This is a genomic window from Nostocoides japonicum T1-X7, from assembly GCF_001046855.1.
GTDB lineage: Bacteria > Actinomycetota > Actinomycetes > Actinomycetales > Dermatophilaceae > Nostocoides > Nostocoides japonicum.
This window is the reverse complement of sequence record NZ_HF570958.1, coordinates 2,471,576-2,484,160: the sequence shown is the minus strand read 5'-3', so window position 1 is coordinate 2,484,160 and position 12,585 is coordinate 2,471,576. Positions and strand designations below refer to the sequence as shown.

Below are 12,585 nucleotides of genomic sequence, written 5' to 3'. Positions count from 1 at the left end.
CCGGCGCCCCGAGCGCGAGGGCCGACCCGAGCAGCGCCGTGGCGAGGGCGAGGCGACGGGCCCCTGCGCGCCTCACCCGTCCCCGGCGAGCCGCTGCCACGCGACCCGGGCGATGCGTCGCTCGTTGGGGAAGGTGAGGTGGCGGTGCGCGTCCTCCAGGGGCAGCCAGGCCGCGTCGATGGCCTCGTGGTCGGGGTCGTTCTCGATGGTGAGCCGGCCACCGATCGCCTCGAGGAGATAGTGGTGGACGAACTTGTGGACCCGGCGCTCGCCCACGGCGAACCAGTAGTCGATCGTCCCCAGCTCGAGGAGCACCCGGCCCTCGATGCCCGTCTCCTCCGCGACCTCCCGGGCGGCCGTCTGCGGCAGGGTCTCCTCGCCCTCCATGTGACCCTTGGGGAGGCACCACTCCACGCGGCCGGCCCGGTTGCGCCGCGCGATGACGGCGATGAGCGCCCGGCCGTCGACGACGTCGACGACGACGCCACCGGCGGAGCGCTCCTCGACCGTGGGCAGCCGTCGCCCGAACCGCGGGGGGTCGGCGGCGGCATTGGTCATGCGGCCAACTGTATATAGCGGTGGTATGCCGCCCGTGGGACGCGGGCCGCGGCCCCTGTTCGAACCGTTGCTTCTCCGTCCGCGTGGGGGAGGACGTGGGGGGCGTCGGTAGGCAGGGCACGATGGGGGCGTGGTCGACCTCCGCCCGTTCCGTGCCCTGCGTCCCCGTCCCGACCGGGCGGCGGCCGTCCTCGCGCCGCCCTACGACGTCGTCGACGTGACGCAGGCGCGGTCGATCGCCCGGGGCAACCCCGACTCCTTCCTCCATGTGAGCCGTCCCGAGATCGACCTCGGGGCGGACGACCCGGACGACCCGGACGAGCCGGCCGTCCACGAGCAGGCGGCCCGGGCGCTCCATGACCTCGTGGACCGTGGGGTCCTCGTCCTCGACGAGCAGGAGGCGTATGCGGTGTACCGGCTGACCCGCGCGGGACGCTCGCAGACCGGGCTCGTCGCGTGTGTCGCCGTCGCCGACTACCGGGCCGGCCGGGTCGCGACCCACGAGCAGACCCGCCGCGACAAGGAGGACGACCGGGTCCACCACGTCGAGGCACTCGGCGCCCACGACGAGCCGGTGCTCCTCCTCGCCGCACCGGGGGACCCCGGCTGGGCCGAGGTCCACCGGCTCCTGCGCGGGGTCGTCGCCGGGGAGCCGCGGATCGACGTCACCGACCCGGCGGGGGTCCGTCACGAGCTGTGGGTCGTCACCGACACCGATCTCGCCGAGCGGGTGACGGCCGCCGCGCACCTCGTCCCGGCCCTCTACGTCGCCGACGGGCACCACCGCAGCGCCGCCGCGGACCGGGTGGCCGGCTGTCTCGATGACCCCGGTGCCGATCCGCGCCGAGCCGAGTTCCCCGTCGTCGTCTTCCCGGGTGAGGAGCTGCTCGTGCTGCCCTACAACCGGGTCGTCGCGGACCTCGGCGACCGCACCGAGGAGGAGTGGCTGGCCGTCCTCGCGGAGGTGGCCGGTGCACCGCTCCAGCCGTATGCCGAGGGCCGGGATCCGGCCCCGTCCGGGCCGGGCGAGGTGTCGGTCCGCGCCGCCCGGCGGTGGTGGCGGCTGCCGCTGGCGGTGCCCACGACCGACCGGTCCGGGGACGTCGGTGCGCCGGATGCGGACGGCGAGCGGACGGCATACCGGCCGGACCCCGTCGCGGTGCTCGATGTCTCGCTCCTGCAGGACCGGGTCCTCGGGCCGCTCCTCGGCATCACCGACCCGCGCGGCGACCCCCGGATCGGGTTCGTCGGCGGGGTGCACGGGGTCGCCGAGCTCGAGCGGCTCGTCGACGACGGGCCGTGGGCGAGCGCCGTCCTCCTCCACCCGACGGGCGTCGACGACCTCGTCGCCGTCGCGGGCAGCGGGCGGGACATGCCGCCGAAGTCGACGTGGTTCGAGCCGAAGCTCGGCAGCGGCCTGTTCGTCCATCCCTTCACGGCCGCCTACGATTGACGATCATGCCCACCGCCGACGCGACGACCGAGCTGTTCGCCCGAGCCGTCACCCGGCTCACACCCGTCATGCCGCTGCTCCGCGAGCTCGGCGAGGCGTTCGCCGAGCGGGGGCACGAGCTGGCCCTCGTCGGCGGACCGGTCCGCGACGCCTTCCTCGGCCGGACCTCGCCCGACCTCGACTTCACGACGGACGCCCGCCCCGGGGCCACGGAGCGGATCCTGCGCGGCTGGGGCGACGCCCACTGGGACATGGGACGTGACTTCGGGACGATCGGTGCGAGCCGCGGAGACACCCGCGTCGAGGTGACGACCTACCGGGCGGACGCCTACGACGGGGTGACCCGCAAGCCGGTCGTCGCCTTCGGCGACTCCCTCGAGGAGGACCTGTCGCGTCGCGACTTCACGATCAACGCGATGGCCCTGCGGCTGCCGGACCTGCACTTCGTCGACCCCCACGGCGGCTTGGTCGACCTCGCCGCCCGGGTGCTGCGGACCCCCAGCCCGCCGGAGGTCTCCTTCGGCGACGACCCGCTGCGGATGATGCGGGCCGCCCGGTTCGCCGCCCAGCTCGGCGTCCACGTCAGCGCGGGAACCCACGAGGCGATGACGGCGATGGCGGCCTCGATCGAGAAGGTCTCGGCCGAGCGGGTCCGCGAGGAGCTGACCAAGCTGCTCCTCGCCGACACGCCCGCCCCGGGGCTGGAGCTGCTCGTCGAGACCGGGCTCGCGGCATACGCCCTCCCGGAGCTTCCGGCCCTGCGCCTGGAGATCGACGAGCACCACCGCCACAAGGACGTCTACGCCCACTCCCTCACCGTCCTCGAGCAGGCGATCGCCCTCGAGGGGGCGCCCAGCGACCCGCCCGAGGCCGTGCCCGGACCCGACCTGTGGCTGCGGCTCGCCGCGCTGCTCCACGACATCGGCAAGCCGGCGACCCGGCGGTTCGAGCCGGGCGGAGGAGTGAGCTTCCACCACCACGAGGTCGTCGGCGCCAAGCTGACCGCGAAGCGGCTGCGGGCGCTGCGCTACGACAAGGAGACGGTCAAGGCCGTGTCGCGGCTCGTCGAGCTGCACCTGCGCTTCCACGGGTACGGCGAGGGGCAGTGGACCGACTCGGCCGTCCGGCGCTACGTCACCGACGCCGGTCCGCTCCTGCCGCGGCTCCACCGGCTCACCCGGGCCGACTGCACGACCCGCAACCATCGCAAGGCCGCCCGGCTGGCCCGGACCTACGACGCGCTCGAGTCCCGGATCGCCGACCTGCAGGCCAAGGAGGAGCTGGCCGCCGTCCGTCCCGACCTCGACGGCAACCGGATCGGCGAGATCCTCGGCGTCCCGCCGGGCCCCGTCATCGGGCGGGCGTACCGGTTCCTCCTCGGGCTGCGGCTCGACGAGGGGCCGCTCGGTGAGGAGGAGGCCGAGCGGCGGCTGCGCGCCTGGTGGGCCGAGCAGCCGGAGACCTCCCCGAGCTGAGCCGCGACGGGCCGAGAGGGCCGAGAATGGACGAGTGTCCTCCATCGACGTCCATCGCGGACCCCTCACCGCCCGGGTCGGGGCCGGGACCGACGTCGGCCGCGTGCGGGAGAGCAACGAGGACGCCTACCTCGCCGAGGACCTCGTCCTCCTCGTCGCCGACGGGCTCGGCGGCCACGCGGCGGGCGAGGTGGCCAGCGTCATCGCCGTCGCGACGATGCGCGAGCTCGCGGGCCGGGCGAGCCGCACGGCTGAGGACGTGGCGCGGCAGGTGACCGTCGCCGGCGACCGGGTCGTCGAGGCCGGGCGGCGGAATCCGGCATATGCCGGCATGGGGACGACGCTGACGGGGGTCGTCCTCGTCGACGCCGGTGGCACCGCCCGTACGGGGCAGGGATGGAGCGACGGACGACCGGCCGAGGCGGATGGGGCCGAGCCACCCGGTTCGGAGCGGGGCGCCCGCTGGGTCGTCGTCAACGTCGGCGACTCGAGGACCTACCGTCTCGACGGCGGTGTCCTCGAGCGCCTGACGACCGACCACTCCGAGGTGCAGGAGCTCGTCGACGCGGGCCTGCTCACCGCCGAGCAGGCCGAGCGTCACCCGCTGCGCAACATCGTCACCCGCTCGCTCGGCCAGGGCCTCGGCGTGCGGCCGGACGTCCGGGTCCTCGAGCCCCGGGCCGGCGAGCGGCTCCTCGTCTGCTCCGACGGGCTGACCGGTGAGCTGCCGGAACCGGAGATCCGGAACCTGCTCCTCGCCCATGACGACCCGCAGGACGCGGTCGACGCGCTCGTCGCCGCGGCGCTGCGGGCCGGCGGGCGGGACAACGTCACCGTCGTCGTCGCCGACGTCCTGTCCGTCGGGGACCCGCCGGCGCCCTCGAGGGGAAGGCAGCCGTCGCCCTGACGACGACCGCCTTCCCCACGAGGACGGATGCGGAGGGCTCGCTCGGAGCCCGCCGGCTCAGCGGGACTCGTCGCCCGCGATGAACGCCTCGAGCCGCGCGCGGCCGATGTCGTCGGGGCGCTGCTCCGGCGGGGACTTCATGAGGTAGGAGGACGCCGACAGCAGGGCGCCGCCGATGCCGCGGTCCTTGGCGATCTTCGCCGCGCGGATCGCGTCGATGATGATGCCGGCGGAGTTCGGGGAGTCCCAGACCTCGAGCTTGTACTCGAGGTTCAGCGGGACGTCGCCGAAGGCGCGGCCCTCGAGCCGGACGTAGGCCCACTTGCGGTCGTCGAGCCAGGCGACGTAGTCGGACGGGCCGATGTGGACGTTGCGGTCGTCGGCGCCGACGCCGGCGAGCGAGCCGGTGAGGTTGGAGGTGACGGCCTGGGTCTTGGAGACCTTCTTGGACTCCAGGCGCTCGCGCTCGAGCATGTTCTTGAAGTCCATGTTGCCGCCGACGTTGAGCTGGTAGGTCCGGTCGAGCGTCACGCCCCGGTCCTCGAAGAGCTTGGCGATGACCCGGTGGGTGATCGTCGCGCCGACCTGGGACTTGATGTCGTCGCCGATGACCGGCACGCCGGCCGCCTCGAACTTCGCGGCCCACTCCGGGTCGCTCGCGATGAAGACGGGCAAGGCGTTGACGAAGGCGACACCGGCATCGATCGCGCACTGCGCGTAGAACATGTCGGCCTCCTCCGAGCCGACCGGGAGGTAGGAGACGAGGACGTCGGCCTTCGCCTCGCGGAGGGCCGCGACGACGTCGACCGGCTCGGCCGGGGACTCGTCGATCGTCAGGCGGTAGTACTTGCCGAGCCCGTCGAGGGTGTGGCCCCGCTGGACGGTCACGCCGGTCGTCGGCACGTCGGCGATCTTGATCGTGTTGTTCTCCGAGGAGTTGATCGCCTCGGCGAGGTCCTTGCCGACCTTCTTGTCGTCGACGTCGAACGCCGCGACGAACTCGACGTCGCTCACGTGGTACGGGCCGAACGTCACGTGCATGAGACCGGGCACCGTCGAGGCCGGATCGGCGTCCCGGTAATAGTGGACGCCCTGCACGAGGCTGCTCGCGCAGTTGCCGACGCCGACGATGGCGACGCGGATGGAACCCATGGGGTCACTCCTTGCTGGTGGGTTGGGTTGGGCTGGTGGGTTGGGTTGGGCTGCTCCGACGGGGAGGCCGGTATGCGGGGTGGTCGGGATCGGTGAGCGGGCCGGTTGGGCGGGTGGCCGAGGGAGTCGCGCGCTCCCGCTCGGCGTCGATGAGCTGGCCGAGCCAGCGCACCTCCCGCTCGGTGCTCTCCTCGCCGTGCCGCTGGAGGGCGGCGGTCCAGGCGTCCATCCGCTCGCGGTTCGCCGCGGAGGCGCTCCGGATGTTCGCGAGGCGCTCCTCGAGTCGCGAGCGCCGACCCTCGAGGATCCGCATCCGCACCGCCGCCTCGGTCCGGGCGAAGAAGGCGAGCCGGACGTCGAACGCGTCGTCGTCGTAGGCGCCCTGGTCGGCGCGGTTCACGAGGTCCTGGAAGCGCTCCTTGCCCTCGGCGGTCAACTCGTAGACGATCTTGGCCCGCGTGCCGGCGAGGCCGCCGGAGCCGGGGTCCTGCGCGGCGATGAGGCCCTGGTCGAGGAGGCCGCGGAGGGCGGGATAGAGCGTGCCGTAGGAGAGGGCGCGGAAGGCGCCGAGCGCCGCGTTGAGCCGCTTGCGCAGCTCGTAGCCGTGCATCGGCGCGTCGTGGAGCAGGCCGAGAACGGCGAACTCCAGGAGCGACGAGCGGCGGCTCACGGGACCTCCGGGGAAGCGGGACGGGTGACAAACTCATCGCTTGTCACGTCGCATACAACCAGATATATCGATCCGATACAAGTCCGATGGGCCGGAAGCCAAGGTTGTCGGGCCATACTGTCCCGGGCGACCCAGGCAGCCAGGCGGGTCGCCCGCGCCGTGCGAGTGAGAGAGATATGAGCCCCAGCAGCCCACCCAACGCATCCTCGTCGGGGTCGCCGACCGGCACCTCGGCGGGAGCCAAGCCCCGCAAGCGCCGGTGGCCGCGCCGCGTCCTGTGGACCCTCGTCGCGCTCGTCGTCGCCGGCGTCGTGGGGTTCGCCATCGCCTACGTCCTCACCCCGATCCCGGAGCCCAACGAGGCGGCCGTCGCGCAGAGCTCGATCCTCTACTACTCCGACGGGAAGACGGAGCTGGGCCGGATCAGCGACGTCAACCGCGAGTCGATCCCGCTCGCCGACGTGCCGGTCGACGTGCAGCGCGCCTTCCTCGCCGCGGAGGACCGCAGCTTCTACAAGAACCGGGGCGTCTCGCCCGTCGGCATCGCCCGAGCCCTCAAGGCCGCGGTGACCGGCGGCCCGACCCAGGGCGGCTCGACGATCACCCAGCAGTACGTGAAGAACTTCTACCTCACCCAGGACCAGACGGTGACCCGCAAGCTCCGGGAGATCATGATCTCCCTCAAGCTGGACCGCCAGAAGTCCAAGGACGAGATCCTCGACGCCTACCTCAACACGATCTACTTCGGTCGCGGCGCGAGCGGCATCCAGACGGCGGCCCACGCCTACTTCGGCAAGGACGCCAAGGACCTCACCGCCTCCGAGGGCGCGCTCCTCGCGAGCGTCATCCGCGGCCCGTCCTACTACGACCCACGCCTGGGCGCCCAGCAGAAGGCGAACGCCGAGGCCCGGTGGACCTACGTCGCCGACGGCATGGCGCAGGAGGGCTGGATCACCCAGGCCCAGCGGGACGCGATGACCTTCCCGACGACGATCAAGGCACCGGTGAACCGGACCATGAGCGGCACGAACGGCTACATCGTCAAGGAGGTCAAGGACGAGCTGCTCGACAAGCTCAAGCTGACCGACACCGAGATCGACAGCCAGGGCCTGCGGATCGTCACGACGATCGACAAGAACAAGCAGGCGGACGCCGTCGCAGCGGCCAAGAAGCTCCCGTCGAGCCCGAAGAACCTCCACGTCGGCCTCGCCTCGATCACGCCCGGCAACGGCGCGGTCGTCGCCCTCTACGGCGGGAAGGACTACCAGGCGCGGCCGTTCGACAACGCGACCGACGCCACGATGCAGGCGGGCTCGACGTTCAAGATCTTCGCCCTCATCGCGGCGCTCCAGAACGGCGTGAGCACCTCGCAGACGTACGCGGGGTACAGCCCGCAGTACTTCCCGCAGTTCGCCGATCCCGGCGCCGCGACCTCCTTCCTCCAGCAGGGCGGCGTCGAGAACTTCGGCAACGAGCAGTTCGGGACCATCGACCTCATCGACGCGACCGCGCACTCGGTGAACACCGTGTACGCCCAGGTCAACATCAAGGCGACACCCGAGAAGACGACCGCCGCGGCCAAGGACGCCGGCGTGACGACGCCGATGAAGTCGGTGTACGCCAACGTGTTCGGTACCGACGACGTCAAGGTCATCGACATGGCCAACGCGTATGCGACGATCGCGGCGGGCGGGGTCCGGGCCACGCCGTACTTCGTCAAGAGCGTCAAGGCCTCCGTCGGCGGCTACTCCTACACGGCCAAGCCCGAGAAGACGAGGGTCTTCGACCCCGACCTCATCTCCGACGTCATCGAGGCCCAGGAGTCCGTGACCCAGCGCGGGACGGGGGCGTATGCCGGGGGCCGGATCTCCCGGCCGATCGCGGGCAAGACGGGCACGACGACCAACAACTACGCCGCCTGGTTCGACGGCTACACCCCGAACCTCGCGACCGCCGTCGGCATCTACCGGGGTGACGGGAGCGTCAAGCCGGAGAACCAGATGAACAACATCCCGGGTGTCGGCCAGCTGACCGGTGGGACCGTGCCGGTGTGGATCTGGACCGACTACATGGAGAACGCCCTCGACGGTATGCGGGTCGTCCAGTTCCCCGAACCCGCCCACATCAACGGCGGCTCGGTGACGCCGCCGTCCTCGACGCAGACCTCCGAGTCCTCGACGAGCACGACGACGTCCGCGCCGACGACGACCACGACGACGACCTCGCCCACGCAGACCCAGACGCAGTCGCCGACGGGCACGAGGACCGGGCCGCCGTCGCAGACCGCGACCCGCACCCGGACCGCTCGCCCCACCCGGACCCAGCATCCGGGGGAGGCGGGCAAGGCCCCCTCGCCGACGACCTCGTGAGCGGCGCGCCCCCGACTCGCTCCGCGGACCCCTTCCCCGAGGACTCGCTCGCCCTCGTCGGGGGGCCGCTCGGGCGCCACGCGACGGTGCGGCCGTGGATGGCCGCCGTGTGGCCGCTCGTCGCCCTCGCCGCGCTCCCCGTCGCCGGCGGCGTCGTCCAGAAGGCGTACTGCGTCGACCACGGCTGGCTCGGCCAGCCGATGTTCTGGCGACAGTGCTTCTCCGACATCCCGGTCCAGTACTCGGCCGGGGCCCTGGGACGGGGTCTCGGCGCCTACCTGTCCGGGTCGGCGCACGTCGACCAGCCGCTCGTCACCGGGGCCGTCATGTCCGTCCTCGGCGGTCTCGTCCCGAGCGGTGCCCAGGTCCCCGAGCAGCGGGCGTACTTCTTCCTCTGGACGCTCCTCGCGACGCTGCTCCTCATGGCGACGACGTGGTTCACCGCGGCCGCTCGCCCCCGGCACGCCGTCGACGCCGCCCAGGTGGCGCTCAGCCCGCTCGTCGTCATCACGATCCTCGCCGGACCGGACATCGTCGGCGTCGCGCTCGTCTCGGCGGGCATGTGGGCGTGGGCCCGCCGCCGCCCGGCGCTCGCCGGCGTCCTCCTCGGGGCCGCCGTCATGGCCCGGACCTACCCGATCCTTGTCGTCGCGGCCCTCGCGCTGCTCGCCGTCCGGGCGGGGCGGCACCGGGATCTCGGCCGGCTGCTCGCCTGGGCCGGCGGCGTTGCCGTCCTCCTCGTCGGCATCGGGCTGGTGACCGACCTCGACACCCTCACCGCGGCATACCGGGCCTGGTGGAGCGGAGGCGCGGGCTTCGGGTCGGTGTGGTTCATCCCCCAGCTCGCGGGGCACCCGCTCCCGGTCTGGGTCGCGACGAGCGCGGCCGCCGTCGGCGTCCTCGTCGCGCTGTGCGCCGGCTTCGTCCTCGCCTTCGGCGCCGACCGCCGGCCGACGTGGTCGCAGGTCGCCCTCGTCGTCGTCGCCATCGCGCTCGTCACCGGCAAGACCTTCCCCGTCCAGGCGTCCCTCGCCCTCCTGCCGCTCGCCGCGCTGTGCGGCGTGCGCTGGCGCGACCACCTCATCTGGGTCGCGACCGAGGCGCTCCACTTCGTCGCCGTGTGGCTCTACATCGGCGGGTTCACCAAGCCCGACCGGGGCCTGCCGCCCGCGTGGTACGCCTTCTTCCTCCTCCTGCGGATCGCGGGTGTCGCCTACCTCGTGTGGTGCGTCTGGCAGCAGGCGATGGCCCGGCCGACGCACCCCCCCGACCCCGCGTGGCCCGACGACCCCGAGCGCGACGAGGTCGTCGACGAGCTCGCCGGCCCGCTGACCGACGCCCCCGACCGCGTCATCGCCGTCACCAGGTGATTACATGGGGCCTCCGCCCCCGTTACATGGGGGCTCCGCCCCCGGGTGCGCCCGGCGGGGGGCTCCGCCCCCCGCGCCCCCTGACGTGGGCGGCCGGCCCTTGCGGTTCCCTCACCCCTCCGCTGTTGGCGATCTGGCACCCGATCGGGGCTTGTGCACCACTCCGGTCGGTTCCGGTGTGGCGGTCTGGCACCCGATCGGGGCTTGTGCACCACGCGCGGCCCGGCCACCGAACCCGCGGGCCGAGCCGGCTGGCGGTCTGGCACCCGATCGGGGCTTGTGCACCACTCCCAGCCCCCCGCACCCCCTCATCTGGGCGCCATGGTCCGATTGGGCGGTTCCCCGAGCCGCGGGTATCCTTGTCCGGTTGCCTGCCGCCTGTGGATAACTCTCCCCGCCGAGTGGGCACCGTGCATACCCTCCTGTCACGGAAGGACCGTGACCGCTCTAGACCGAAGGAGGCGGGTTAACGCATGCGTCAGTACGAACTCATGGTCATCCTCGACCCCGAGCTCGACGACAGGACCGTCCAGCCGACGCTGGAGAAGTTCCTCACCGTCATCACGACCGACGGCGGCACCGTCGACAACCTCGACATCTGGGGCCGTCGGCGCCTGGCATACGAGATCAAGAAGAAGCCCGAGGGCATCTACGCCGTCGCGAACTTCACCTGCGAGCCGGCGACCGCCAAGGAGCTGGACCGCCAGCTCGGCCTCAACGAGTCGGTCCTTCGGACCAAGCTCCTGCGCCCCGGCGCCTGAGCACCCAACGGATCGAAGGGGATCAACCCACATGGCAGGCGACACCGTCATCACCCTCGTCGGCAACCTGACCGGCGACCCGGAGCTGCGCTTCACCCCCTCGGGCGCAGCCGTCGCGAACTTCACCGTGGCCTCGACGCCGCGGACGTTCGACCGCCAGAGCAACGAGTGGAAGGACGGCGAGACGCTGTTCATGCGCTGCTCGATCTGGCGCGAGGCGGCCGAGAACGTTGCCGAGTCCCTCGGGCGCGGCACCCGCGTCGTCGTGACCGGCCGGCTCGTCTCCCGGTCCTTCGACACCAAGGAGGGCGAGAAGCGCACCGTCGTCGAGATGCAGGTCGACGAGATCGGACCTTCCCTCCGGTATGCCACGGCCAAGGTCAACCGCACCCAGCGCGGGGGCGGGGGCGGCAGCTTCGGTGGCAACCAGGGCGGTTTCGGCGGCGGCCAGGCCGGCTTCGGCGGTCAGCAGGAGGACCCATGGTCGACCGGAGGCTCCTCCGGCGGCGGCCAGGGCGGCTCCGGTGGCCAAGGCGGCTGGGGCGGCAACCAGGGTGCCGGCCAGGGCGCCTCCGGCAGCCGCGGGGGCGACCGCGAGCAGGGCGGCCAAGGCAGTCAGGGCGGCTGGGGCGGCAGCTCCGCACCGTCCTACGACGAGCCGCCCTTCTGATCCACCCACCCCCGATCCACCCCGGCGGCCCGTTCGAGGCCACCGCAGCACACCGCATACCGACACCACTCGACAGAACCCCATCCCGAGGCATCCCTCGGGCTCATCCGAGAAGGAGAGCACCACGATGGCCAAGCCCGCCATTCGCAAGCCCAAGAAGAAGGCCAACCCGCTCAAGGCGGCGAAGGTCGAGAACATCGACTACAAGGACACCGCGCTGCTGCGCAAGTTCGTCTCCGACCGCGGCAAGATCCGCGCGCGCCGGGTGACCGGGGTGTCCGTCCAGGAGCAGCGCCTCATCGCCACGGCCGTGAAGAACGCCCGGGAGATGGCGCTCCTGCCGTACTCGAGCTCGTCCCGCTGACCCGGAAGGACCGAACCGATGAAGGTCATCCTCACCCACGAGGTCACCGGCCTCGGCGCCGCCGGTGACGTCGCCGACGTCAAGGACGGCTATGCCCGCAACTTCCTCTTCCGCCGCGGTCTCGCCGTCGCGTGGAGCAAGGGCGGCCAGGCCCAGGTCGACGCTATCGCGCGCGGTCGCGAGACCCGCGCCGTGAAGTCGCTCGAGGAGGCGCAGTCCATCAAGGGCAACCTCGAGAACGGCACCGTCACCGTCTCGGCCCACGCCGGCGCGTCCGGCCGCCTGTTCGGTGCCGTGTCGAGCAGCGACGTCGCCGCCGCCGTGAAGGCTGCGGGTGGTCCCGAGCTGGACCGTCGCAAGATCGAGATCCCGACGCCCATCAAGTCGACGGGCACGCACTCGGCGACGGTCCGCCTCCACCCCGACGTCGTCGCCAACCTCACCCTCGAGGTCGTCGCCGGCTGAGCCGTCCCCTGGGAGCCTCCCTGGGATGCCCCGGCGCATGTCGACGTGTCCGGTGCGTCCGTGACGGGTCATCAGATACCTCGACTCCGTGGCTCCCCGCTGGGTCGAGGTATCGGGTGGCGCTGCGGTGGTCCCCAGATACCTCGACTCCAGGTTGTCCTGCCGGGTCGAGGTATGCCGTGACGTTGCCCTCTGGATGCCTCGCCCGGTCGCTGGATACCTCGAATCGTGGGGTGGCCCGCTGGGTCGAGGTATCTGGTGACGTTGCGGTGGTCGCCAGATACGTCGACTCCGTAGCTTCCCGCTGGGTCGAGGTATCGGGTGACGCTGCGGTGGTTGCTGGATACCTCGAATCGTGGGGTGGCCCGCTG

At 72.2% G+C, this 12,585-nt stretch carries 12 protein-coding genes; 9 read left to right on the top strand and 3 right to left on the bottom strand.

Annotated features, from left to right (window positions below; translation table 11 throughout):
• Window positions 1–72 precede the first annotated feature (72 nt).
• Window positions 73–558 (bottom strand): NUDIX hydrolase, encoded by a 486-nt coding sequence (locus BN12_RS11110; RefSeq protein WP_048552485.1) that lies wholly within the window; start codon window positions 556–558, stop codon window positions 73–75.
• A gap of 130 nt (window positions 559–688) precedes the next feature.
• On the opposite strand from BN12_RS11110, the gene BN12_RS11105 reads away from it, so the two are divergent.
• Genes BN12_RS11105 through BN12_RS11095 form a run of 3 tightly spaced genes read left to right on the top strand, consistent with a single transcriptional unit; the run spans window position 689 to window position 4,393 of the window.
• Window positions 689–2,011 carry a DUF1015 domain-containing protein gene (locus BN12_RS11105; protein ID WP_048552483.1) on the top strand — a complete coding sequence of 441 codons (1,323 nt, stop codon included), beginning with the start codon at window positions 689–691 and terminating at the stop codon, window positions 2,009–2,011.
• Window positions 2,012–2,016: 5 nt separating this feature from the next.
• The gene (locus tag BN12_RS11100; protein WP_048552481.1) at window positions 2,017–3,486 is read left to right on the top strand and encodes a CCA tRNA nucleotidyltransferase; all 1,470 of its coding nucleotides are present in this window, start codon (window positions 2,017–2,019) and stop codon (window positions 3,484–3,486) included.
• A 34-nt stretch (window positions 3,487–3,520) separates the two neighbouring features.
• Entirely contained in the window at window positions 3,521–4,393 is an 873-nt protein-coding gene (locus tag BN12_RS11095; protein WP_048552480.1) for a PP2C family protein-serine/threonine phosphatase, read from the top strand.
• A 57-nt stretch (window positions 4,394–4,450) separates the two neighbouring features.
• Here BN12_RS11095 and BN12_RS11090 read toward each other — a convergent pair whose 3' ends face one another.
• Window positions 4,451–5,545: an inositol-3-phosphate synthase gene (locus BN12_RS11090; protein WP_048552479.1), complete on the bottom strand. Its 1,095-nt coding sequence runs from the start codon at window positions 5,543–5,545 to the stop codon at window positions 4,451–4,453.
• Between the two features lie 4 nt (window positions 5,546–5,549).
• Entirely contained in the window at window positions 5,550–6,215 is a 666-nt protein-coding gene (locus tag BN12_RS11085) for a PadR family transcriptional regulator (protein ID WP_048552475.1), read from the bottom strand.
• A 176-nt stretch (window positions 6,216–6,391) separates the two neighbouring features.
• Here BN12_RS11085 and BN12_RS11080 point away from each other — a divergent pair, with 176 nt between their 5' ends.
• The 6 genes from BN12_RS11080 (at window position 6,392) to rplI (ending at window position 12,214) form a co-directional block, all read left to right on the top strand.
• On the top strand, window positions 6,392–8,584 hold the full coding sequence (locus BN12_RS11080; RefSeq protein WP_053080011.1) for a transglycosylase domain-containing protein: 2,193 nt from the start codon (window positions 6,392–6,394) through the stop codon (window positions 8,582–8,584).
• Window positions 8,581–9,954: a glycosyltransferase family 87 protein gene (locus BN12_RS11075; protein WP_048552474.1), complete on the top strand. Its 1,374-nt coding sequence runs from the start codon at window positions 8,581–8,583 to the stop codon at window positions 9,952–9,954. The genes BN12_RS11080 and BN12_RS11075 overlap by 4 nt, the downstream gene beginning before the upstream one ends.
• A gap of 473 nt (window positions 9,955–10,427) precedes the next feature.
• A complete protein-coding gene (gene rpsF / locus BN12_RS11070) occupies window positions 10,428–10,715 on the top strand; it encodes a 30S ribosomal protein S6 (RefSeq protein WP_048552473.1) in 288 nt (95 codons plus the stop codon).
• Window positions 10,716–10,746: 31 nt separating this feature from the next.
• Entirely contained in the window at window positions 10,747–11,385 is a 639-nt protein-coding gene (locus BN12_RS11065; protein ID WP_048552471.1) for a single-stranded DNA-binding protein, read from the top strand.
• 127 nt (window positions 11,386–11,512) lie between these two features.
• Window positions 11,513–11,749, top strand: coding sequence for a 30S ribosomal protein S18 (gene rpsR, locus BN12_RS11060; protein WP_048552470.1), 237 nt, complete (start codon window positions 11,513–11,515; stop codon window positions 11,747–11,749).
• Window positions 11,750–11,767: 18 nt separating this feature from the next.
• Window positions 11,768–12,214, top strand: coding sequence for a 50S ribosomal protein L9 (gene rplI / locus BN12_RS11055; protein ID WP_048552468.1), 447 nt, complete (start codon window positions 11,768–11,770; stop codon window positions 12,212–12,214).
• The last annotated feature ends 371 nt before the right edge of the window (window positions 12,215–12,585 follow it).